Annotated in this window: 23 protein-coding genes; 5 read left to right on the forward strand and 18 right to left on the reverse strand. The window is 66.0% G+C overall.

Features of this window, described 5'->3' with window-relative positions; translation table 11 throughout:
* Positions 1 to 39 precede the first annotated feature (39 nt).
* Positions 40 to 1,341 carry an aspartate aminotransferase family protein gene (locus tag LGM42_RS17760; RefSeq protein WP_226232775.1) on the forward strand — a complete coding sequence of 434 codons (1,302 nt, stop codon included), beginning with the start codon at positions 40 to 42 and terminating at the stop codon, positions 1,339 to 1,341.
* Between the two features lie 68 nt (positions 1,342 to 1,409).
* On the opposite strand, the gene LGM42_RS17765 is transcribed toward LGM42_RS17760, so the two are convergent.
* Positions 1,410 to 2,159 carry an SDR family oxidoreductase gene (locus LGM42_RS17765; protein ID WP_060310558.1) on the reverse strand — a complete coding sequence of 250 codons (750 nt, stop codon included), beginning with the start codon at positions 2,157 to 2,159 and terminating at the stop codon, positions 1,410 to 1,412.
* 41 nt (positions 2,160 to 2,200) lie between these two features.
* On the opposite strand from LGM42_RS17765, the gene LGM42_RS17770 reads away from it, so the two are divergent.
* The 3 genes from LGM42_RS17770 (at position 2,201) to LGM42_RS17780 (ending at position 4,561) form a co-directional block, all read left to right on the forward strand.
* The gene (locus tag LGM42_RS17770; RefSeq protein ID WP_060310557.1) at positions 2,201 to 3,178 is read left to right on the forward strand and encodes an AraC family transcriptional regulator; all 978 of its coding nucleotides are present in this window, start codon (positions 2,201 to 2,203) and stop codon (positions 3,176 to 3,178) included.
* A 73-nt stretch (positions 3,179 to 3,251) separates the two neighbouring features.
* Positions 3,252 to 4,109 (forward strand): AraC family transcriptional regulator, encoded by an 858-nt coding sequence (locus LGM42_RS17775; RefSeq protein WP_226232776.1) that lies wholly within the window; start codon positions 3,252 to 3,254, stop codon positions 4,107 to 4,109.
* A gap of 44 nt (positions 4,110 to 4,153) precedes the next feature.
* Positions 4,154 to 4,561 (forward strand): DUF2000 domain-containing protein, encoded by a 408-nt coding sequence (locus LGM42_RS17780; protein ID WP_099317764.1) that lies wholly within the window; start codon positions 4,154 to 4,156, stop codon positions 4,559 to 4,561.
* Between the two features lie 32 nt (positions 4,562 to 4,593).
* On the opposite strand, the gene LGM42_RS17785 is transcribed toward LGM42_RS17780, so the two are convergent.
* From LGM42_RS17785 to LGM42_RS17810, 6 genes are all read right to left on the reverse strand, one after another.
* Positions 4,594 to 4,944 carry a VOC family protein gene (locus LGM42_RS17785; protein ID WP_226232777.1) on the reverse strand — a complete coding sequence of 117 codons (351 nt, stop codon included), beginning with the start codon at positions 4,942 to 4,944 and terminating at the stop codon, positions 4,594 to 4,596.
* A 162-nt stretch (positions 4,945 to 5,106) separates the two neighbouring features.
* A complete protein-coding gene (locus LGM42_RS17790) occupies positions 5,107 to 5,808 on the reverse strand; it encodes an ABC transporter ATP-binding protein (protein WP_006484776.1) in 702 nt (233 codons plus the stop codon).
* Positions 5,808 to 6,581 carry a high-affinity branched-chain amino acid ABC transporter ATP-binding protein LivG gene (livG, locus tag LGM42_RS17795; protein ID WP_059640789.1) on the reverse strand — a complete coding sequence of 258 codons (774 nt, stop codon included), beginning with the start codon at positions 6,579 to 6,581 and terminating at the stop codon, positions 5,808 to 5,810. Before livG ends, LGM42_RS17790 begins: the two co-directional genes overlap by 1 nt.
* Positions 6,578 to 7,849, reverse strand: a complete 1,272-nt coding sequence (locus LGM42_RS17800; RefSeq protein WP_226232778.1) for a high-affinity branched-chain amino acid ABC transporter permease LivM — start codon at positions 7,847 to 7,849, stop codon at positions 6,578 to 6,580. The genes livG and LGM42_RS17800 overlap by 4 nt, the downstream gene beginning before the upstream one ends.
* An 11-nt stretch (positions 7,850 to 7,860) precedes the next feature.
* Positions 7,861 to 8,787, reverse strand: coding sequence for a high-affinity branched-chain amino acid ABC transporter permease LivH (livH, locus tag LGM42_RS17805; RefSeq protein WP_059584442.1), 927 nt, complete (start codon positions 8,785 to 8,787; stop codon positions 7,861 to 7,863).
* 183 nt (positions 8,788 to 8,970) lie between these two features.
* Entirely contained in the window at positions 8,971 to 10,089 is a 1,119-nt protein-coding gene (locus LGM42_RS17810) for a branched-chain amino acid ABC transporter substrate-binding protein (protein ID WP_226232779.1), read from the reverse strand.
* A gap of 785 nt (positions 10,090 to 10,874) precedes the next feature.
* On the opposite strand from LGM42_RS17810, the gene LGM42_RS17815 reads away from it, so the two are divergent.
* The gene (locus LGM42_RS17815; protein ID WP_226232826.1) at positions 10,875 to 11,525 is read left to right on the forward strand and encodes a hypothetical protein; all 651 of its coding nucleotides are present in this window, start codon (positions 10,875 to 10,877) and stop codon (positions 11,523 to 11,525) included.
* Between the two features lie 100 nt (positions 11,526 to 11,625).
* Here LGM42_RS17815 and LGM42_RS17820 read toward each other — a convergent pair whose 3' ends face one another.
* The 11 genes from LGM42_RS17820 to LGM42_RS17870 all read right to left on the reverse strand — a co-directional run bounded on the left by LGM42_RS17820 (position 11,626) and on the right by LGM42_RS17870 (position 23,099).
* Complete coding sequence (locus tag LGM42_RS17820; RefSeq protein WP_059584438.1) at positions 11,626 to 11,847, reverse strand: hypothetical protein; 222 nt, start codon at positions 11,845 to 11,847, stop codon at positions 11,626 to 11,628.
* Positions 11,848 to 12,039: 192 nt separating this feature from the next.
* A complete protein-coding gene (locus LGM42_RS17825) occupies positions 12,040 to 12,411 on the reverse strand; it encodes a hypothetical protein (protein WP_226232780.1) in 372 nt (123 codons plus the stop codon).
* 398 nt (positions 12,412 to 12,809) lie between these two features.
* Positions 12,810 to 13,277 (reverse strand): type VI secretion system baseplate subunit TssF, encoded by a 468-nt coding sequence (locus tag LGM42_RS17830; protein ID WP_226232781.1) that lies wholly within the window; start codon positions 13,275 to 13,277, stop codon positions 12,810 to 12,812.
* Positions 13,278 to 13,555: 278 nt separating this feature from the next.
* Complete coding sequence (locus LGM42_RS17835) at positions 13,556 to 14,068, reverse strand: OmpA family protein (RefSeq protein ID WP_226232782.1); 513 nt, start codon at positions 14,066 to 14,068, stop codon at positions 13,556 to 13,558.
* Positions 14,069 to 14,154: 86 nt separating this feature from the next.
* A complete protein-coding gene (locus LGM42_RS17840) occupies positions 14,155 to 15,423 on the reverse strand; it encodes a diguanylate cyclase domain-containing protein (protein WP_226232783.1) in 1,269 nt (422 codons plus the stop codon).
* The gene (locus tag LGM42_RS17845) at positions 15,420 to 16,118 is read right to left on the reverse strand and encodes a YfiR family protein (RefSeq protein ID WP_226232784.1); all 699 of its coding nucleotides are present in this window, start codon (positions 16,116 to 16,118) and stop codon (positions 15,420 to 15,422) included. The genes LGM42_RS17840 and LGM42_RS17845 overlap by 4 nt, the downstream gene beginning before the upstream one ends.
* 429 nt (positions 16,119 to 16,547) lie before the next feature.
* A complete protein-coding gene (locus LGM42_RS17850) occupies positions 16,548 to 17,273 on the reverse strand; it encodes an SMI1/KNR4 family protein (protein ID WP_059584425.1) in 726 nt (241 codons plus the stop codon).
* Between the two features lie 34 nt (positions 17,274 to 17,307).
* On the reverse strand, positions 17,308 to 18,609 hold the full coding sequence (locus LGM42_RS17855; protein WP_060314329.1) for a PAAR domain-containing protein: 1,302 nt from the start codon (positions 18,607 to 18,609) through the stop codon (positions 17,308 to 17,310).
* Positions 18,606 to 19,400, reverse strand: coding sequence for a DcrB-related protein (locus LGM42_RS17860; protein WP_060314326.1), 795 nt, complete (start codon positions 19,398 to 19,400; stop codon positions 18,606 to 18,608). The genes LGM42_RS17855 and LGM42_RS17860 overlap by 4 nt, the downstream gene beginning before the upstream one ends.
* Before the next feature lie 77 nt (positions 19,401 to 19,477).
* Positions 19,478 to 19,930, reverse strand: a complete 453-nt coding sequence (locus LGM42_RS17865; protein ID WP_124657675.1) for a hypothetical protein — start codon at positions 19,928 to 19,930, stop codon at positions 19,478 to 19,480.
* An 88-nt stretch (positions 19,931 to 20,018) separates the two neighbouring features.
* A complete protein-coding gene (locus LGM42_RS17870; RefSeq protein WP_226232785.1) occupies positions 20,019 to 23,099 on the reverse strand; it encodes a type VI secretion system Vgr family protein in 3,081 nt (1,026 codons plus the stop codon).
* Between the last annotated feature and the right edge of the window lie 82 nt (positions 23,100 to 23,181).

The raw sequence follows: 23,181 nt of genomic DNA on the forward strand, positions 1-23,181 counted from the left end.
GACTGCAAGCTCCCCCTGCCCTTTGCCCGGAGCCGCCCGATGTCCCTGAACGACGACGCAATCTTCTGGCGCAACGCCACGCAGCACCTGGTCCGCTACGGCGGCACGTTCGAGCCGATGATCGTCGAGCGCGCGAAAGGCAGCTTCGTCTACGACGCCGACGGCCGCGCGATCCTCGATTTCACGTCGGGCCAGATGAGCGCGGTGCTCGGCCACAGCCATCCGGAAATCGTGTCCGTCATCGGCGAATACGCGGGCAAGCTCGATCACCTGTTCAGCGGGATGCTGTCGCGGCCGGTCGTCGATCTCGCGACGCGCCTCGCCGAGATCACACCCGCCGGGCTCGACCGCGCGCTGCTGCTCAGCACCGGCGCCGAATCGAACGAGGCGGCGATCCGGATGGCGAAGCTCGTCACCGGCAAGTACGAGATCGTGGGCTTCGCGCAGTCGTGGCACGGGATGACGGGCGCCGCCGCATCGGCCACCTACAGCGCGGGCCGCAAGGGTGTGGGCCCCGCGTCGGTCGGCTCGTTCGCGATTCCGGCGCCGTTCGCGTACCGGCCGCGCTTCGAGCGCAACGGCGCGTACGACCCGCTCGCCGAACTCGACTACGCGTTCGACCTGATCGACCGGCAGTCGAGCGGCAACCTCGCCGCGTTCATCGCGGAGCCGATTCTCAGCTCGGGCGGGATCATCGAGCTGCCGGAAGGCTACATGGCCGCGCTCAAGCGCAAGTGCGAGGCACGCGGGATGCTGCTGATCCTCGACGAGGCGCAGACGGGCGTCGGCCGCACCGGCACGATGTTCGCGTGCCAGCGCGACGGCGTGACGCCCGACATCCTGACGCTGTCGAAGACGCTCGGCGCCGGGCTGCCGCTCGCGGCGATGGTCACGTCCGCGGCGATCGAGGAACGCGCGCACGCGCTCGGCTACCTGTTCTACACGACGCACGTGTCCGATCCGCTGCCGGCCGCCGTCGGCCTGCGCGTGCTCGACGTCGTGCAGCGCGACGGCCTCGTCGCGCGCGCGAACACGATGGGCGAGCGGCTGCGGCGCGGCCTGCTCGACCTGATGGAGCGCTTCGACTGCATCGGCGACGTGCGCGGGCGCGGGCTGCTGCTCGGCGTCGAGATCGTCAAGGATCGCCGCACCAAGGAGCCGGCGGACGGGCTCGGCGCGAAGATCACGCGCGAGTGCATGAAGCTCGGGCTCAGCATGAACATCGTGCAGTTGCCCGGCATGGGCGGCGTGTTCCGGATCGCGCCGCCGCTGACCGTCAGCGAAGACGAGATCGATCTCGGCCTGTCGCTGCTGGAGCAGGCGATTACCCGCGCGCTTTAGCGCCCGTCGCCGCCTCGCCCGGTCCGTCGCACCGGTTCAACCCGCCGGCGCGACGGACGCCCGATCGTTCAACCCGCTTCCGCCGCCCACGCCTGCGCATCGGCGCCGGCCGGAATACGCATCGGGCTCGACGGATCGGTCGCCGCGCGCCACACGGCTTCGGCGACGTCCTGCGCGTGCGTGATCGGCCCCGACGCATCGAGCATCCGCGCCACGGCCTTGCCGACGAAGTCCGCATACGCTTCGTGCTCGAAGCCGTGCATGTTGGCCCGTGCGTTGTCCGCGAAACGCGTGTCGGGCGCGCGGCCCGGCAGCACCAGATGCGCGCGCACGCCGAACGGTGCGAGTTCGACCGCCATCGATTCGGTGAACGCATTCACCGCCGCCTTGCTCGCCCGATACGCGCCGACCAGCGGCAACGCCTTCAGCGTGACGCTCGACGTGACGTTCACGACCACGCCGGCGCCGCGCGCGCGAAACTGCGGCAGCACGGCCTGCGTCACCGCGATCGTGCCGATCGTGTTGGTGTCGAACAGCGCGCGCACCGTGTCGAGCGGCGTGAGCTCGGCCGGTGCGGCCGCGCCGAAGCCCGCGTTGTTCACGAGCACGTCGATCGGGCCGGCGGCGTCGATCGCGGCGCGAATGCTGTCCGCGCTCGTCACGTCGAGCGGCAGCACGCGCAAGCGCTCCGACGGCGGCAGCACGTCGTCGGCCGGCCTGCGCATGGTCGCGACGACCTGCCAGTCGCGCGCCAGAAAATGGCGCGCGATTTCGAGGCCGAAGCCGGAGGAACAGCCGGTAATCAGTACGGTCTTCATGTGAACTCCCGGGGTGTGTTGAGCACGTGTCCGTACGATAGATGGCGGGAGCCGTATTCGCTACAATCGACAATCCGCTTTTCTTTTGCGAGAGTCCGGCGATGATCGACCCGCTGACCGAAGTCGTGACGCTGCTGCAACCGGGCGCGCGGTACTCGAAGTACGTGCGCGGCGCGAGCCCGTGGGCGATCAACCGCACGGTCGCCGGCGAGCCGTTCTATTGCGCGGTCCTCGACGGCGGCTGCCGGATCGCGATCGACGGGCATGCGCCGATCGAACTGCTGGCCGGCGACTTCATGCTGATTCCGGCGGCCTACGGCGTCGCGATGTCGAGCCTCGAACCGCCGCCGCCGGGCGTCGACACCGCCCCGCCCGTCATGCTCGACCACGGCGAATACCGGATCGGCGATCCGGCCAACCCGGTCGATACGCAGATGATGGCCGGCAACTGCAGTTTCGGTTCGCCCGATGCATCGCTGCTGGTGTCGCTGCTGCCCCGCTTCGTGCACGTGCGCGGCGAACCGCGGCTGACTACCCTCGTGCAACTGGTGCGCGACGAATCTCGCGCACAGCGGCCTGCCCGCGAGATCGTGCTGGCGCGTCTGCTGGAAGTGCTGCTGATCGAGGCGCTGCGGTTCACGACCGGCACGCACGCATCGCCCGGGCTCGTGCGCGGGCTCGCCGACAGCCGCCTCGCGGCCGCGCTGCGGCGAATGCACGAACGCCCCGCGCACCCGTGGACGATCGTCGAACTCGCGAAGGAAGCCGCGCTGTCGCGCTCGACGTTCTTCGAACGCTTCAGCCGCGCGGTCGGCGTCGCGCCGATGGAATACCTGCTGACGTGGCGCATGGCGCTCGCGAAGGATCTGCTTCGCCGCAACGAAGGCCGCATCGCGGAAATCGCGGCGCGCGTCGGCTACAGCTCGGCGAGCACGTTCAGCGTCGCGTTCGCGCGTCATGTCGGCCGGCCGCCCGCGCAATATGCGCGCGACGAACAGGCGGCGGTGAACGGAGCATGAACCGCACGCGCCTCCGCTGTTCCGCCGCCTGCTTACAGGGTCCGTCACACAACGACGACGTGAGAGGTAGCCGATGACGACAGATGCGAAAGCCACCGGCGAACCCGACCACTGGCTCGTCGCGCGCCGCGACGCGGAAACCGGCATCGAAAGCCTGCACGCGCATTTCAACGGCCATGCATACGACGCGCACGACCACGACGACATGCTGGTCGGCTTCACCGAACAGGGCGTGCAGCGCTTCCAGTGCCACCGCTCGCTGCATACGAGCGTGCCGGGCCGCGCGATCCTGATCGAGCCGGGCGCGATGCACGACGGCCACGCGCCCGAAGCCGGCGGCTTCACGTACGGGATGCTGTACCTGCCGCAAGCCTGGGTCGAGCGCGCCGCGCGCCGGCTCGACCTGCCGGGCCTCGGCAGCGTCGAAGCCACGTTCGGCCACACGCTCGTCGACGATCGCGGCCTCGTCGATGCGATCCGAAACGCGTTCTTCGCGCTCCACGACAACGAAGGCCGGCTTGCGCGCGACCAGACGCTCGACCGCCTGCTGATGCGGCTCGGCAGCCATCTGGGCGGCCCGCTTGTGCTGGAAAGCGACGTCGTGCCGCCCGCGATCGCACGCGTGCGCGACCTGCTGCACGAACGCATGGGCGACAACATCGGCCTCGACGAACTCGCGAGCGTCGCCGGCATCGACCGGTTCCGGCTGACGCGCATGTTCCAGCGCGCGTTCGGCACGTCGCCGCACGCGTACCTCGTGCGTTTGCGGCTGCGTGCCGCGCGCCGGCTGCTGGCCGCCGGCCGCACGCCCGCGCAGGCGGCCGCCGACGTCGGCTTCGCGGACCAGAGCCACCTCGGCCGCTGGTTCCGCCGCGCGTACCGGATCACGCCGGCCGCGTACCGGCAACTCTGCACAAACGTTCCAGACTGATCGCGCGCGGCGTCGGATCATGGGCGCTCCAACCAGGAGCAAGCATGTTCGATACCAAAGTAGCGCTGATCGTGCGCGACGATCTCGCCGCGTGGCAGAAACTCAATGTCGTCGCATTTCTCGCGACGGGCGTCGCCGCCGGCGCGCCCGAGGCGCTCGGCGAACCTTACGAGGACGCGGCCGGCCGCCGCTACGGCCGGATGCTGGGCCAGCCGATGCTGGTGTTCGCGGCCGATCTGAACGGATTGCAGGCCGCGCATCGGCAGGCGCTGTCGCGCGAGTTGACGATCGTGCCCTACGTGCGCGCGATGTTCTCGACCGGGCACGATGCGGCCAACCGCGAAGCGTTTCGCGCCGAGGATGCGGAGAATCCCGATCTGGTCGGGTTGGCGCTGCACGGGCCGAAGAAGGCTGTGGACAAAGCGGTGAAAGGGCTGGCGTTGCATGCGTGAACGCCGGCGGCGTGCCCGCTCGCCGTCGCCGGTCAGCGATGCGCGAGCACGTTGACGAGCTTGCCGAACGGGTCGCGCACGTAAAAGCGCCGCACGCCCCACGGCTCGTCGGCCGGGCCGTATTCGACGGGCACGCCGGCCGCATGAATACGCGCAAGCGCTTCGTCGAGATCGTCGACCTCGATCGACAGATCGGGCGTCGGCGTGCCCGATCCGCCCTGCGACGCGAAGCTGATCTGCACGGCCATCTGCTCGGCGTTGCCGTAGGTCGCGATCCAGCCGTGGTCCATCAGCAGGTCGAGGCCGAAGATGTGCCGATAGAAGCGCTTTGCGTCGTCGATCGAGCGTGTGTCGATATTGGCGACGATTCGTTTGACCTTCATCGGTTGTCTCCGGGAAGCGAGGACGTAGCCGATTCGACTACGATCGAAGCCGAATCGGCTGCGGATTCGCTACACAAACGGGCATGGCCCCCATCGTACCGACACATTCGAAACGACGCCAAAAAGCCGCCGGCCCGTTGCAGGCCAGCGGCTTCCCGCCGATCAACCGCCGAGATACGCTTGCTTGATCCGGTCGTTCGCGAGCAGGTTCGCGCCCGTGTCGGCCAGCACCACGCGCCCCGTTTCGAGCACGTAGCCGCGATCGGCCACGCCGAGCGCCTTGTTCGCGTTCTGCTCGACCAGGAACACCGTGACGCCTTCGTCGCGGATCGTCCGGATGATGTCGAAGATCTGCGCGATCACGAGCGGCGCGAGGCCGAGCGTCGGCTCGTCCAGCAGCAGCAGGCGCGGCTTGCTCATCAGCGCACGGCCGATCGCCAGCATCTGCTGCTCGCCGCCCGACATCGTGCCGGCGCGCTGCGCCGCGCGTTCCTTCAGGCGCGGAAACAGCTTGAACACGTGCTCGATGCCGTCGTCGATCTCGTGACGGCTCGCGAAAAAGCCGCCCATCTTCAGGTTCTCGAGCACCGTCAGGCTCGGGAACACGCGCCGCCCTTCCGGCGAGATCGCCATCCCCTGCCGCATGATCTGGTGCGTCGACATCGCGGTGATGTCGTTGCCCTCGAACAGCACGCGGCCCGACGACGCGCGCGGCGTGCCGCATACCGTCATCATCAGCGTCGTCTTGCCGGCGCCGTTGCTGCCGATCAGCGTGACGATCTCGCCCTTGTTCACCTCGATCGACACGCCCGCGAGCGCCTCGACCGCGCCGTAGTGCGTATGGACCTGTTCCAGCTTCAGCATCACTCTTCCCCCAGATACGCCTTGATCACGCGCGGGTCGTTGCGGACCGCTTCCGGCGTGCCGATCACGATCGGCCGGCCGTGCTCCATCACGAGGATGCGGTCGGACACGCCCATCACGAGGCTCATGTCGTGTTCGATCAGCAGCACCGATACGCCGAATTCACGGCGCAGCTTGTCGATCAGGTGCTGCAGCTCGATCTTTTCCTGCGGGTTGAGGCCGGCCGCCGGCTCGTCGAGCATCAAGAGACGCGGCTCGGTGATCATGCAGCGCGCGATCTCCAGACGCCGCTGGTGCCCGTACGACAGCGTGCCGGCCGGCCGGTTGGCGACCGCGGTCAGCCCCATCCGGTCGAGCCACACGGCCGCGCGTTCGAGCGCCTCCTTCTCGGCGTGACGATACGCGGGCGTCGCGAACAGGCCGTGCAGCAGCCCGGCCTTCACCTTCCGATGCTGCGCGACGAGCAGGTTCTCGACGACGGTCAGCGACTTGAACAGGCGGATGTTCTGGAACGTGCGCACCAGGCCCTTCAACGCGATCTGGTGGCTCGGCAGCCCGCCAATCGCGTGGCCGTCGAGCACGACGTCGCCGCCGGTCGGCTTGTAGAAGCCGCCGACGCAGTTGAACACGGTGGTCTTGCCCGCGCCGTTCGGCCCGATGATCGCGAACACCTCGTCGCGGCGCACGTCGAAATCGATGCCGTCCACCGCGAGCAACCCGCCGAAGCGCATCTGCAGCCCGGCAACCTTCAACAGTTCTGCATTCGCGCTCATTGCGGCAGCTCCACGTGAGGACGGCTCGCGGGCAAGAGGCCCTGCGGACGCCACATCATCATCAACACCATCACCAGACCGAAGATCAGCATCCGGTACTCGGCGAACCCGCGCGCGACTTCCGGCAGCACGGTCAGCAGGATCGCCGCGAGAATCACGCCGAGCTGCGAGCCCATCCCGCCGAGCACGACGATCGCGAGGATCAGCGCCGATTCGATGAAGGTGAACGATTCAGGATTCACGAGGCCCTGACGCGCGGCGAAGAACGCGCCGCCGATACCCGCGAACGCCGCGCCGAGCGTGAACGCCGACAGCTTGATGCGCGTCGGGTTCAGGCCGAGCGATCGGCACGCGATCTCGTCGTCGCGCAGCGCTTCCCATGCGCGGCCCATCGGCATGCGGATCAGGCGGCTCGTCACGAACAGCGTGAAGCCGACCAGCACCAGCGCGATCAGGTACAGGAAGATCACCATGTGCTCGCCGCTGTATTCCAGCCCGATCAGTTCATGGAAGGTCTTCGCGCCTTCGACGCTCGCCGAGCGCGCCATCTCGAAGCCGAACACCGTCGGCTTCGGAATGCTCGAGATGCCGTCCGGGCCGCCGGTGAGGCTCGTCAGGTTGTTCGCGAGCAGGCGGATGATTTCGCCGAAGCCGAGCGTGACGATCGCGAGATAGTCACCGCGCAAACGCAGCACCGGGAAGCCGAGCAGGAAGCCGAACGTCGCCGCGGCAATCGCCGCGATCGGCAGGCATTCCCAGAACGACAGCCCGAAATACTGGTTCAGCATCGCGTACGTATAGCCGCCGACCGCGTAGAAGCCGACATAGCCGAGATCCAGCAGCCCCGCGAAACCGACCACGATGTTCAGCCCGAGACCGAGGATCACGTAGATCAGCGCGAGCGTCGCGACGTCCACTGCACCGCGCGAGCCGAAGAACGGCCACACGAGGCCAACGGCTAGCAGCACCCAGATGATCGCGCGCTGCTGCCGCGCGCCCATCGCGGGCATTGCCGGCAGCTTCACCGCGGATTTCGCGCGCACGAGCCACGGCTTGAACAACTGGAACAGGAACACGGCCGCGACCGCGATCCACACCGGACGCCAGTGCGGCGTCAGCACCACCTGATAGCCGTCGAGCTTCAGCTGCAGGCCGAGCACCGGAATCGTGAGGATCGCCGTCAGGAGCGCGGCGGCCACGGCATTTTTCAGCGCCTGGCCGATCGATGCGTCGGCGGCCGGGCGGCGAACGGAAATGACTTGACTCATCTGCGTCTCCGTCAAACCTTTTCGATGTCCGACTTGCCGAGCAGGCCGGTCGGGCGGAAGAGCAGGATCAGCACGAGCAGGCCGAACGCGACCACGTCCTTGTACTCGGCCGGCATGTAGCCCGCGGCGAAGGTTTCGGCGAGGCCGAGCAGCACGCCGCCGAGCATCGCGCCCGGAATGCTGCCGATCCCGCCGAGCACCGCGGCGGTGAACGCCTTGATGCCCGCGACGAAGCCGATATACGGATTCAGCTTGCCGATCGTCAGCCCGATCAGCACGCCGCCGACGGCCGCCAGCATCGCGCCGAGCACGAACGTGAACGAGATCACGCGGTTCGTGTCGATGCCGAGCAGGTTCGCCATCTTCATGTCCTCGGCGCACGCGCGACACGCACGGCCCATCCGCGAATGCGAGATGAACAGCGTGAGCGCGATCATCAGCACGATCGTCACGCAGACGATCAGCAGGCGCGCATACGGAACCGTCACGTCGTAGTCGCCGCCGAGATGGATCTCGAACGCGCCGGAGATCAGCACCGGCACCGACACGTCGCGCGCGCCCTGGCCGATCTGCACGTAGTTCTGCAGGAAGATCGACATGCCGATCGCGGAAATCAGCGGCACGAGGCGCGGGCCGCCGCGCAGCGGGCGATACGCGACGCGCTCGACCGCGAAGCCGTACAGGCCGGTGACGATCACCGACACGATCAGCGCGGCGCCGAGCACGAGCGGCAGCGGATAGCCGGCGGAGATGCCGATGGCCGTCAGGGTCACGAGGCCCACGTATGCGCCGATCATGTAGATCTCGCCGTGGGCGAAGTTGATCATGCCGATGATGCCGTAGACCATCGAATAGCCGATGGCGATCAACGCATAGATCGCACCCAGCGTCAGGCCGTTGACGAGCTGCTGGGCGAATTGGGGAAAAAAGTCAGTCATGTGCGGGAAGCTCCCGTTGGCGCTGGGTCGCGTGCCGTCGCCGGATCACGGCGGCCGGCCGCGCGCAACGCACGGTGTCGTCTCGGGCCGCCCTTTGGCGCGCATGGGGCAGATGCGCGGCCAATACGCACCCGCCCCGTCCGGGTTTCGGGCGGGGCGGGTGCGCGAGCGGATACTCCGTTGTTACTTGGCGGCGGTCTTCGTCGCGTCCTTGTGCCACGTGTACACGACGAACTTGAACGCCTTCAGGTCGCCCTGCGCGTCATACGCGACCTTGCCGATCGGCGTGTCGAACGTCGTCTTGTGCATGTACGCGGCGACCTTCGTCGGGTCCGTCGTCTTCGCGCCCGCGATCGAGTCGGCGATGATCTTCACCGCTGCGTACGACGGCATCTGGAACGGGCCGTTCGGGTCGCGCTTCTTGTCCGCGAACGCCCTCACGAGCGCCGCGTTGGCCGGATCGGCCGAGAAGTCGGCCGGCAGCGTGACCAGCATGCCTTCCGAGGCCGGGCCGGCGATCGCCGTCACGTCCTTGTTGCCCACGCCTTCAGGCCCCATGAACGTCGCCTTCACGCCCTGCTCGCGCGCCTGGCGCATCAGCAGGCCCATTTCCGGGTGGTAGCCGCCGAAGTAGACGAAATCGACGCCTTGCGACTTCAGCTTCGTGATGATCGCCGAGTAGTCCGAATCGCCGGCGTTGATGCCTTCGAACAGCACGACCGGGATCTTCGCGGCTTCGAGGTCCTTCTTCACCGACGACGCGATGCCCTGGCCGTACGACTGCTTGTCGTGCAGGACCGCGACCTTCTTCGGCTTCACGTTGTTGATGATGTAGTGCGCGGCGGCCGGGCCTTGCTGATCGTCGCGGCCGATCGTGCGGAAGATGAAGTGGCGCTTCTTGCCTTCCGTCAGCTGCGGCGCGGTGGCCGACGGCGTGACCATCACGATGCCTTCGTTCTCGTAGATGTCCGACGCGGGAATCGTCGAACCCGAGCACACGTGGCCGATCACGTACTTGATCTTCTGGCTGACGATCTTGTTGGCGACGGCGACGGCCTGCTTCGGTTCGCACGCGTCGTCCATCATCACGACTTCGAACTTGTTGCCGCCCGCACCGCCTGCCGCGTTGATCTGTTCGATCGCGGTCAGCGCGCCGGCCTTCACCATGTCGCCGTATTGGGCGACCGAGCCGCTCATCGGACCAGCGATGGCGATCTTCACGGTTTCCGCTTGCGCGGCGGCGGCGCCGGCGGCGAACAGCACGGCGGCGACGGAAATGGACGTAAGACGGGACAGCGTCATCTGGGAGCTCCTCGATGTTGTTTAGTCATACGGGCAAAGGCGGCATGACTTGCGCAATCGAACAGCACCCGGGGCGAGGACATGGGACACGCCCGAGACACATAGAAGACGGAACTCCAGCGGAATGTTGCGTAGCGGGGCCCGGCTCTTGCAGTCCCCGAAGGGGACGTCTGGTTCGGAAAGACATCGTGATGCGTCTTGCATTGCGCAAGCGTTTCGCCTGCCCCGCTTGCCAAATCGCTCGTTCGGAGGGATGGTCCGACAGCCATTGGCAAGGCAGCCGAAATTATATGGGCGTTTTTCAATCGTCTGTCAAAAATGCCTGTCGATTGAGGGAAAACACGTACGTTTTGGAGGTGGGTGGGTGGCGACGGGGGCGCAACCTCCGGAAGGCGGGAACGTTTGCTTCGGGTGCAATCGGGTTGCTATTTGGCGGGGAGACCGGGCGGGTTCCTTGCTGGGCGTGGCGTTCGGCGAGAGCGTGATCCGCGATGGTGCGTTTTGTGGGCGGCCGAGGAGTCGATCGCCGGAAATCAATCGACTGATGATTGTGTGAGTGCGCATCAGAACGGGCGCTCGACATCGCGGCAAATCTTACTGTTTACCTTTAACACTAAACATTTTGAAAGCTTTTTGAGATTTCCATGAAATAATGTGGCCTCGCTTCAGCAATCCAGCCAGCCTCCCTGCAAGTCGCGCCCGCCGCGCCTCACAGTCGCTTCAGGGACGCTTCGACGTCCCCCTTGTCGCTCAGCCGCCAGCCAGTGATTTGCCGTTTTTGTTCAATGCACATCACCTGCTTCGAATCACCGATGAATTGCCCAATCCGCCTCTCTTCCGCCGCCGCGATCGCGTGCGCGCTTTCTGTTTGTGCTGCCCATGCTTCCGGACGCGATACGCTGGCCGATCGGTCGGCCGGTGCCAATGTGTTTCGCTCGGAGCGTGCGGCCGCCCGGGATGATGGGCATGCGGCGCGGTTGAGCCGCAGGCGGGTGCAGTTCGCCACGCCCGCCGAACGCAGCCCGTTCGATACGCCGGATACGCGGCCGCTGCGGGTGACGAGCGATGCGCTTGTGGCGTTGCCGCCTGCTTCTTCTGAGCGTGAACCCGATGTCATCTTGCCGCCGAATCGTGTCGCGCTCGGCGCGGGCGGGAGCGATAGTTTGGGTCGCGCTGTGCCGGGGTATGAGCAGCGCGAGCGGAACTGGAATGAATACCTGCGCGCTAATGGCTCTCGGCCGGCTGGCAGCGGCGGCTCATATGCGCCTCAGCGGCCGTACGATGCGCCGCGCGGTCCGCACGGCGCGCCGAATCCGTTCGATCCGTCGGTGCCGCAGCCAGAGACGCGGACGTTCTATGACAACGGCTCAGGGACGAAATGCACGGCTACCGGCGGTGCGGGGACGTCGCGGTCGTCTTGCGATATCGCTTGGTGATGCGTGGTTTGGGGTGGCTGCCGCCGGTTACGGCTGCTCTACCCCGTCCGGCGCGCTGCGCGACGTCGCGCAGCGCGGCCGCATCCCGCGGCGTTGCCTTTTACATCTGCGTGATGATCAGCCTGCCCGGCTCAATATCGATCCTCGCCTTACGGCCCGGAACAAAACACGCATCGTTGATCAGCCACATGCCACCAATCTTCATGTACGGATAAAACGTCTCCGGCCTCGGATCCATGGTCTTCGGGGTACCCCACATCTCCTGGATCGTGACGAAACGTTCCGTCTTCGGTGGTCGTGCTTTATGATTCGGCTTAGCCATGGACAACTCCTGTTCAGTTGGCCTGCGCCGCCTATTCGGAACATGATTGATCACAACGTGACGATTTGAAACAATTCCACGAGTTCAGACTCGACGTTGTGCGCCAGGCACGATACTCGTGCGGCCAATGCTGGGTTTTTGAGTGCGCACGCTTGTGGATGTCACTTGTGCTGAGCGTGTGCCCCGTCATCCTCATTCAGCGGGAAAGTCCCCATTTTTATAGCTGCGCCACAAAACCCTAACTGGCCAGCTATCCGATTTCCCGGCCAACATGCTCTTTGCGATCAGTTCGACGTCGTCTGAAACTCTTCCCGCGATGTCGGAATTTCCCGAGGCTCGAAACGAGAGCTTGAATGCCTTCTCTCTAATAAAATCCAAGAATTTCTTGTCGCGGACTACGAGGTCGAGTCCGTCGACTTCGTTAAACGCTTGCACCCAGAGATCGCCGAATGATGCGGCATCCCTTTTTTCAAGTAAGCCATCGAAATCCATGCCAGTAAAAAAATCGAAAAATCCCGGCTTGGATATCTCCGCATCGATACTATTCAAAATCTCATTTGGCATTCCATAATCCCTGTTCCTTGTGCCGATGACACTACCGCGGCGCTAACGTCAGTATAGATCCCGCCACCCTCCGGACGGAGGACAACTGCCCTTGAGCCGCCGGATCCGCCGGCCGAATGCGTCATACTCGAAATACGTTGGTACGATCTCGATCGAACTACGATTTGACTATGAAAAATCAACAGGTTAATCGTTTGCATGATTGCTCCTTTAATTCATTATTCACGGAGAACTAAGATTGAATAGCCACTCGTGATATTTCATCTTATCACGATCCGTCACGGTACCTGCAACGAGTTCACGAGCAAAATCCTTCTGCACGTTCATTTCATGGTCGACTGGATTCGCCACATGCTCTCCAATCAACTCAAAACTCTCCAAGTAGTCGATTCGGTTTATCAGAATCTCGGCACATGCAACCAACTGTTCCACGTTGTGTTCAGCACACCATTTTCCGCCGGCCACGCGACGTCGTCCGCGACGCGGAATACTTCCTTGCCGATGGGCGCGATCAGCTTGTCGCCGCGCGGCACGACGCGCGGCGCAATCAGGTCGCTGCTGCGGTCGCCCAGAAATTGCGCAATCGCGCATGAAGGAAACGGGCGCAGGAAAACACCATGCAGTGTGTCGAGAAAACCGTGCGTAAACGCCGGCACGTCATCTTCGATGCGCATGTCGTGGCTCGCCGCCATCAATGCGAACGACTGCAACAGGCGTTCGACGTGCGGATCGTCCGAATGCTCGCCGTTGATCGCCAGCCGGGCGGCAATTTTGGGGAAGCGCTGGGCAAACGTCTGCACCGAACGGCGCAGCAGCGTCAGTTCACGCTCGAAGTGCGGCAGCAGATCCTTGGGTTCGATGGGCATCCTCGTTCCGTCCGTCGCCGCATGTGCGTATGACGATGCAGCGTTAAAAAAGCGGAACGATTTTATTGGGACCACCTATTGTTTCATTCGCGACGCATCGAACGGGCGTCATTTCTGCGATGACGAATACTGCCGATGCCGCGCCTGAATGCCGCGAACATCAAGGCTCGCCGCTTGCAAACGGCCGTTCGGGCACTTTCGCGTCAATGGTGGCGAACCGTTACAGCGGACGGCACGGCGCGCGTGTCGGCGCGTCTACCCATGCGCGGCGTACCACCTCATCGCGGCGAGACCACAATCGCCGCCCGCCGATTCTGCGCGCGCCCTGCCGGCGTCCTGTTATCGCCCACCGGATCGCGCTTCCCTTTGCCGGCAATCGCGATCTGCTTCGCGTCGAGCCCGACGTCGACCAGTTCGATCGCCACCGCCTCCGCCCGCCGCCTCGACAATTCGATGTCGTACTTCTCCGTGCCCTCGTTATCCGAATACCCATAAACCCGCACGCCGTTGATGCCCGCCGACCGCAACGTTCGCCCGATCCGTTCGACGATCCGTCTGACATCCGGCTTGAGGTTGTATCGATCGAAATCGAACAGAATCGGCCCGGTCGAACCGAACTCGAACCCCTGCCCGGTCTCCTGGAACCCGGCCGACTTCAGCGCCGTCACCTGCGTCTGCGTCAGCCCCCGATGAAGCGGCAGCGGCGTGTTGCAGCCCCCCAGCAGCATGCACAGCAGCAGCGCACTCCCGACGCACATCCGCCCCGTGCTCACAGGAAACGAGTGGTTCATTTCGCATCCCCTTCCATCGCGCCCGCTCTGCAAGCGCTTCTTTTAACCGCCGCCGCGGCCTCGCCCGCGGCGCGAGTCGATCGACATCACACCGGCCCTGCCACGCTCTCCGCCAGTTGCCACGATCCCGGCCGCGCGCGCTTGGCGCGGTACATCGCGATATCCGCCGCGCGCAGCAGGCCGCTCGCGTCGGATGCGTGATCGGGAAACAGCGCAACGCCGGCACTCATCATGGTGGCCACCACGCGGCCGTCGGACAGCTCGATCGACGGCGCCATGCCGGACAGAAGCTCGTCGGCGATCCGGCACACGCTGCCCGCTTCAGGCACCGCCGCCAGCATCACCGCAAATTCGTCGCCGCCCAGGCGCGCGACGAGATCGGCCTCGCGCACCCGCGTGCGCAGCCGCGACGCGATGCCGATCAGCACCGCGTCGCCCGCATCGTGGCCGAGACCATCGTTGATCTCCTTGAAGCGGTCGCAGTCGAGATAAAGAACCGCGACCCGCTGCCCCGTCAACGTGGCGTCGCACAGCGCCAGCGCGAGACGCGATTCGAACTGCACGCGGTTGGGCAACCCGGTGAGCGCATCGTGCGTCGCCTTGTGTTCGAGCGACGCGTTCTCGTCGCGCAGCGTGTTCTGCCAGTCTTCGAATTCGTCGAGCAATGCGTTGAAGTCGTCGCCGAGCTGGTTCAGTTCGGCGATCGCCGCCGGCTCGACTCGCCGCGCGAACGCACGCTCGCGCCGCACCGCGTGCGCGACGCCCGCCAGCGCGCGCAGCGGCGAAACGATGTTGCGCAGCAGGCGCTTCGAACTGACGTACGCACCGAACACGCTGACGGCCAGGCAGCCGAGAATGCCGCCGACGCCGCCGAGCAGGAAGCCGAAGAACTGGTGCCCGCGGCCGCGCACGACGACGTGGCCGACGATGATGCCGTCGTGCATCACCGGGACGGTCACCGGCCCGGGCAGCGCCACGTCGGCGACCGCGCGCTCGAGCCGCGCGATCCCGCTTCCGGCCGGCAGCTGCCACGTGGCGAACAGTTGCCCGTTGCTGTCGGTGACGACCACCTGCGCGACGTCCTCGTCGCCGGCGATCATGCCGATCGCCTCGTTCGCCGCGACGCGATCGCCGAACACGAGCGCCGCCTCGACCGTGTAACCGAGCGAGCGCGCGAGCAGGTTCAGGTTGTTGCCGGCATACGCGCGCAACGCGATCACGGCGACGACGATCAACGACACGGCGGCCATCGTCACGGCGACGAACGCGAGCCGCAAGTGTGCGCGACGCAGCACGCTTTGCAACGTCGGGCGCGGCACGGGCGAAGCGGGAACGGGAAGCGAGGGCCGTGTCATGGCGTCACCGGCCGTCGTGCGAGATTGAGGACGTTCGGATGCACGCGCACGCCGCTGCGCGCGACGGCATCGAGGTTGATGTCGAACGACACGCGATCGCCGTCGACGTCGAGGCAGAACATGCCGCCCGCGGTGCAGGACGGATCGTGTTCCGCGATCGTCAGCACCGGATGGCCAGCCAATGCGGCTCTCACCCGCGCGCGCTCGTCGTTGTTCAAGGCGCCGAGATAGACGACGTCGCATGCGATGCCGAGCGACGGATCGTCGAAGCGGACGCGTTGCACGTCGAGCAGCGTCGAGCCGGCCTGCAGCGTGTCGGTCAGGCCGCGCGCGTAGTCGGGGCGCCCGGTGATGCACAGATGCAGGCGCACGGGCGTCGTCGGCCAGCGCGTGAAGCTGATGATGCCGAGTACGACGTGGCGCACGGCCGCGTCATGTGACGAAATGGCGGGATCGGCCGGGCTCGCGGCGGCGGCTGCGATGAGCCCATTGTCGGCCGGGCCGTCCGTATCGGCGAACGCTCCGGCGAGCACGGCGGGCGCGGCGCCCAACACGCAAACGATTGCGAACAACGCGCGGCGCAGCGAAGTGATCCGGCCGGGCCGGCGCGTCGTCCGTGCGGCGCCCTGCGCCGCGCCCGTCGGCGTCGCTGCCGTCGCAAGACAGGCAGCCGCCGCACACACTTTCGCTTCCATGATCGCAACATCCGCCGGCATCGCTCTGGCGCTGCCTCCTGCCTCCCTCCATGCGCGCAAGCACCGAACGACGCGCACGATTTCTTCATCTTAGGTAAAAAGTCGGATCACCAAGCAGTGGGAAACACCCGCGAAGAACACCCTGAATGGCATGGATCCGGTGCCGCGGCACGACGAGGCTGGCAATCGCGTCGACCGAAGCCGATCGGGTGTCGACGCGTGCAGATTGATCAGTGGATTGGACGCCCGTGCGCGGAAAACCTCATACGTTCCCACGCGCCAGGTGAGCGCCGGCAAATCGAATGACATCTCGCAACGGCTTTCGGGTCGGCCGGAACACTGCATTCGCAACCGGAGAAGTCGCGCGTGCGGCACGCGGCATGGACCTACGGTTGCATGCGCACCGGCCCGAAACGACGCACCAGGTCGTCATCGCTTGTCGGCTTCCTCGACGAAAATCTCGAACCACGCGTTCATCACGGCCCAGAAATCCACCGGTTCGAGTTCGGTCGGGTTCTCGTGCCACCAGATCCGCCCTGCGTCGCTCCCGTCGCCGGCGCTGTTGCGCAGGTCGAGGCACAGATAGTCGCCGCCGCCATTCTGGAACACCGTCCACACGAGATCGGGATTCACGCCGAGCTGGCGCGTCTCGTCGGGCGTCAGGTCGAGCTTGTCGGTCAACGCGGTCTGGTCGCCAATCGGCAACGGGCCCATCGAGTTCGCAGGGAAGAACGTCCAGCCGTTGTGCGTGAACTGGTAGAAGCTGCGCAGATCGTCGGGTAACGCGCGCCACAGCGGCATGTCGTCCGATACGAGCTCGCCGAGCGGCGGATGGCCGATGAAGAAGTTCAGGTCGTCCTGTTCGACCGTGTACGGATACAGCAGGCACAGATCGCCGCTCTCCTTCTGGAACACGGCGGGGCGCCGCAGCTTCTCCGCGAAGAACTGCTCGACCGCCGGCAGGCGGCCGGCGACGCCCGCCCACATCTTCGCGAGCCAGTTGCCGAGCGCGGCGTCGGGCGTATCCAACAGCACGCGCCACGCGGTCGGCACCTGCACGTCGGCGGGAATCTCGTTCGCTGCAAGCCAGACCTGGCCGCGCAGCTTGAAGCGCTTCAGTTCGGTCGTGTAAGTCGTTGCGGAAAGCTCGATCATTGCCACTCACCCTTGAATTCGTCGTCGACACATTCTACTTGGGCTGATCGCCAAGCAAATCCTTGATCTGCTGCTGCAGCATCGTCCGGTTGTCGGCCTCGCGCTGCATCATCTGCTGCCGGAATCCTTCGTCGACCTTGATGCCGCCCTTCTTGTATTCGGTCCAGTCGGTGTAGGACTTCGCGCCCTTCGACGTGTTCGCCGTCTCGCTCAGGCCCGCGAAGTTGTCCGGGTTGTTCAGGACCTTGACCTGGTTGTCGAAGGACAGATCCTTGAACCCGGGCATCTCGGTGATCTCCTTCATCGGCACGATGTGATCCGCGTGCAGCGGCTTGTCGATCGTCAGGCCCGGCAGCGCGGGGTCCTTCATGCCCGGCTCGTAGTTCTCGTTGACCATCTTCTGGATCTTCGAGCTCGGCGTCTTCGCGCGCAACTGGTCGTACAGCGTGCGCGGCACGCCCTTGGTCGTGACGCGGACGTTGCCGCCGTTCGCGCCGAGGGTGTTCGGCTCGATCTCCACCTTGGTGCGGTTCAACACGTCGACCGCGTTCTTCGCGGCTTCCGTGTCGGCGCCCTTCGCGCCCAGCCCGAGCAACGCGAACCCCGCGACCCCGACCATGATGTCGCCGTAGCCGGGGCCCAGCGATTCGCCCCACGAATGGAGCGCGTTCAGGCCGACGTTGGCGCCGATCACGGTGCCCGCGAACAGGGCGGTCGCACCCAGGCCGGCCGCGAGCGCGCCCAGCCCGGCCGCGCCGAGCGCGACGAAGCCGAGCACTTCGAGGGCCGTCTCGAACATCGCTTCCGTGTCGTGAATCTCCACGACGGTGACGGTCTCGCCGCCGACGGTCACGTTGTCGCTCGCCGTCTTGATGGCCGCGCCGCACTCCATCTTCATCGACAGGCGCGCCATCGGCCTGCCGTTGACGGTCACCGTGCGCGACCCCTGCGCGACCAGCAGCCGCGTCCGCGGAAAATGATTGAACGGCAGGCCGTTGCATTCGTCCGCATAATCGACGCCGGCACGCAGCGCGGACCGACTGTTGACCGTGACGTTCGACGCCCCCTGATGCAGCATGCCGGTGGTTGGACCGGGCAGGTTGGCCGCTTTCTGGATGCCGCGGACCAGCGCGCCGCCGGCGAGGCCGCCACCCGCGACGCAGCCGCCGATGATCGCGACGAGCGCGAGCCCGCCCGTGGCCGCGGTCGCCGTCACGATGGCCGCCGCGACCACCGCGCCGACCACCGCGCCCGCGATCATGCCGAGCAGGCCGAAGCCATGCCCGATCTCGTCGCCCGCGCGGGCCGCGCGCAGGGCGGCCTCGGCACCGCTCATGACTGCGCGCCGTCCGGCCGCGCGGCGGCCTGCCGACGCAGATGCGCGTCGATGTCCTGCAGCGAGACCAGCGGCGGCACACCCTCCACGGCCGTGACCGCTTCGAGCCGGCGCAGCAGCGGGAGCCCCGAGTAGCCGCGGCTGGGCCGCAACTCGTAGCGCCCTTCCGCCTTGAACAACCCGTGGCGGCTGTGCTGGACGATGCTCGGTTCGAGCGGCGAGCCGTCGCTCGCGAAGAACACCCAGTCGTGACTTTCGACTTCGCGCGTGCTGATCCGCTCGCACACCGAGCGCAGGTCCGGATAGACGCGCAGCACGCGCGTCTTCGCCGACAGCGCGAACACATGCGGCAGGCTTTCGTGGGCGGTCGCCGGCGTATCGGCCTCATCGGGCACGGGCGGCATCACGGCGAACGACGCGAGGATCGACGTCCACGCGGGCAGATGCCGCTCGAAATCCTCCACGCGCGCATTGAGCGTGAACACCAGCATCGCGTCGTCGAGCCGGACCATCGCCTGCCGCTGCCGCAGCACCGTCTTGTCGCTACGCCATTGGTAGTCGACCATGACGCCCGGCAGCCCGCCGATCGTGACGGCCTCGCGCGCGAGCGGCTTGTAGCCCGGAAACTGGCGCTTGAACGCCGTCTGCTGCGCATCCGCGTACGCGCCGGCGTCGTCCAGCGGCGTGTCGTAGTCGCGCGTGACCACGAATGCGACGTCCTTGCGACCGGACGCGTCCGGCAAATGGAACACGTTCATCGTCTGGTCGCGCCAGCCGTCGGGCAATGCCATGCGCCCCTCGTGCAATCGGTAAACCGTCATTCCGTTTTTCCTTTTATCGATCCGTGCACACGCGTGAGGGTCGAGCGTTACTTCGCCTTTTCACCGAAACCGACGCTCGACAGGCAATCGGGGTTGCGCTCCGCGAACCCGAACACCAGTTCGCCCCAACGCGTCTCCAAGCGGAACGTCGTCTCCTCGTTCGGCGAGCGGCCCGTCGGCGTACCGGCGATCCGCATCCCGGCGAAGCGCGCCTTCACGTCGTCGCGGCCGACGCAACGGCCGGACAGTGTCAACGTCAGCGCGCCATGCGCGTCGCCTTCGTTGCTCGTACGCAGCACGACGCGCTCGATCTGCGTGCCGTCGTCGAGCATGATCGGGGCACCGTCGTCGTTGCTCCAGAACGTGAAGTATTCGTTGCTCGATTCGCTGCGCGCGAGCTTCGCGTGAAGCAGGTGTTCGACGGGCTCGCGCCGGATCGGCTGATGCGCGCCGATCTGGTCGATTACTTGCCAGAGACTGAGTTGAACGGTTGTATGCATCTTCTTCGATCCTTCCGAACACGCCGGTGTCACGCCCAGCGACAATGCTAGCAGCAGCGATGCGACGATCGCCGCGCCGCGGCCGCGCTTAGTGGGACGGGGGATAAGTACGGTCATACCAGCTTCCGTAGTACGTTTGGTAATTGACATACTGGCCGTTGACCGGCACCGACGCGTATTCGCCCGCGCCATAGACCTGGCCGATGGCGGCACGCGCCGCGTTCGCGTCGCCGTTCTTCACGAACTGGTCGTACGCGGCGTTGTAGGCCGGCGAATTGGCCGGATTGCCGGCGATCCGGATATCGGGCCCGCCGTGCGCGAGGATTTCGCGCTGCACCTTGATGTTGTTCATCGTCGCCGCGCCTTCGTCCGCCAGTTCGCTGTTGACGTAATGGGCCCTGCTCGACAAATCCGGCGCGCCCGGGTACAGCGCGTGTCCGGTTTCATGCGCGAGCCCCTGGACGACGGCCTGCGGATTCCCGCGGTCGTTGCCGTCGATCACGATCGTCGGCGGCTGGCCGTGCTTGTTCGTGGACGATCCCCCATTCGCCGGGCCGTACTGGATCTGCCAGCCGTCCTTTTGCAACCTGGCGATGTCGCGTTCGAGCGTCGGCGACTTCGCGGCGAGCTTGTCGACGTCGGCGCCGAGCCCGGTCGCCACCGCCTTCTTCGGCACGCCTTTCGCCTGCTTTTTCCCATGTGCCGGCGCGGCGGCCGCCGCGCCTCCGCCGCCGCCACGACCTCCTCCTCCGCCACCGGCCGCCGGTGCGGCGGCGTTCGGCTCGGGAGCGGCCGGATCGTTCACCGGCACGAGCGGCGGCGCCGCGGGCCCGGTCGCACCGTCGGGATTCAGGTCGACACTTTGCGAGCCCAGCACCACCACGCGCGTGCCGTCGAGCACGATCTGCCCGTCGGCCGACAGCGTGATCTTCGCCTTCCCGCATTCGAGCACGATCGACTGGGAACCCTTCACGTGCACGTGCTCGGTATCGGATTCGATCTGCACCGGACCCTTCGCCTTGAGCGCCATGTGCTGTTCCTGCGCGTGCAGGATCACCGCCGTCTTCGCCGTGTGCTGGATGTGTTCGTCCTGCGACTGCACCGAAATCGCCTTGCGCACGATGCTCGCGTGCTGGCCCTGCGTGACGATGTTCGTCTGGTTCGGGCCGTTCACGACCGTCACATGATTGTTCTGGACCGTCGTGGCCATATCCTTCTGGCTGTGGATATTGACCAGTTCCTCGCCCTTCTTGTCGTGGATCACGACTTCGCAGAACCCGCCGCCGCCGGGCGTGGAGTTGCTGTGAAAACCCATCTGGTGCGCACCGTCGGGCAATCCGTACGGCGGCGTCTGCTCCGCGTTGAACATGCGGCCGACGATGATCGGCCGGTCGGGGTCGCCGTTGAGGAAATCGACGATGACCTCCTGGTTCACGCGCGGAATCGCGACGGTGCCCCAGCCGCGCCCCGCCCACGGCTGCGACACGCGGATCCAGCAGGAGCTGTCCTGGTCGTTCTTGCCGTAGCGGTCCCACGGAAACTGCACCTTGATCCGGCCCATTCCGTCGGTATGAATCTCCTGCCCCTTCGGGCCGACGACGATCGCGCTCTGCGGACCGGGCATCACCGGCTTGTCATGTTGCCGCACCGGACGATACGGAATCTTGCTGCGGATCAGCGTCAGCTCGTTGCGGAAGCTGCCGGGCTGCGCCGATGCATCGTCGAAGTTGTTCTTCGCGTCGATCCGGATCCCGACGACCAGGAACGTGTTGTCGTCCTGCTTGGCCGGATCGAACCAGAAGTGCCCGTCGATCTTGAACTTGCGGCCGACCGTGAGCCCGCGGCAACCGGATTCGCCGCGAAATACCTTGGCCTGCCACTCGTACACCTCGAGCCGGCGCTTGGCTTCCGCCTCGCCCTCCCTGGTGTCCTTGTATGCGAATGCCGAATTGCCGTCGTACACCTCGAGCTTCGGCGCATTGCCCTGATCGGCCAGCGTCGGCAGTTCGACGTAAGGCCGGCCCTTCGGGTGTTTGTAGTCGAACGTATGGAGCGCCACCACGCCGGGCTGTGTTTCGCGGCTCGCCGACAGCGCGGTCAGGCGGTCCGCCTGCTGCACGCCGCTCGCCGCGTTGTAGGTCACGACGGGATCGTGTGCCTGGTCGGGGCAGGACGCCGAATCGTCGGCGATCACGAGCGTGTGACCGTCCTGCCGGTATTCGAAGTAGTAGAACAGCCCGTGCCGCTCGAGCAGCCGGCTGACGAAATTCAGGTCGCTTTCCTGGAACTGGACGACGTAGTCCTCGGGCTTCAGCTCCTGCTTGACATGCGTCTGGTAATCGACCAGCGCACCGTAATCGGCGAAGACCTTGTGCAGCACGTCGAGCACCGTGACCTGCTGATAGATCCGGCTGTTGACCCGCTTGCCGAGATACCAGAGCCACGGCGCCAGGTCGCCGCGATAATGCGCGATGCCGCCGTCGTTGCGCTCGAAGCCGAACCGGACCAGATAGCCGTGGATCTGCCGCTCCGATCCGTCCTGGAGCGCGATGTTGACCGTGACCGCCTGGTTCAGGACGTCCTTCAGGTCGATCGACGGATTCTGCGTGATCAGGTCCAGCGTGTAGGCGGGCATTTCCGACAGCGCTTCGCCGCCCGTGATCGCCGCGATCGACAGCGCGCGGTTGCCGGTCAGCGATGACTGGAAACGCAGCAGGCGAGTCGTCTCGCTGAACGGCAACGACGCCGCCGCGGCGGCGCCAGGCTGCGCAGCGGTCTGGCCCGGAACGAAAAATTGCGGAGCGGAAGCCAGATCGGAAAGCGGTTGCCCGGCGAGCGGGTGATCGTCGACGGGCGCCGCCGCGTCGGCCGCCGCCATCGGCATCGCCGAGGCGCCCGCACCGCGCATGCCGGCCATCGCGCCGGAAGCGAGTGGCCCGGCCAGCGGATTCAGCATGCCGGCCGCCGGGGCGGCCATCGACGCCGCGATCTGCGCCGGATTCCCGCCGGCGGCCAGCGCCTTCATGACGGCCGACGCGGTCGGTGCGATCTTGCCGACGGCGGGATTCGCCGCCGCGGCCAATTGCATCGCGCCCGACTGCAGCGCGCCGGCAAGCGGGGACGATCCCGCGGACTCGGCCAATCCGGCGATTCCTGGCAACTCTTTCATGGGCCCTCTCGCTTTCTTTTTCGATTGCCGCGGCGCATGCGACGCGGCATTACTACATGTCGGTATCCGAAATATTAATTTC

It is taken from the genome of Burkholderia sp. AU39826 (genome assembly GCF_020419965.1).
GTDB classification, from domain to species: domain Bacteria; phylum Pseudomonadota; class Gammaproteobacteria; order Burkholderiales; family Burkholderiaceae; genus Burkholderia; species Burkholderia semiarida.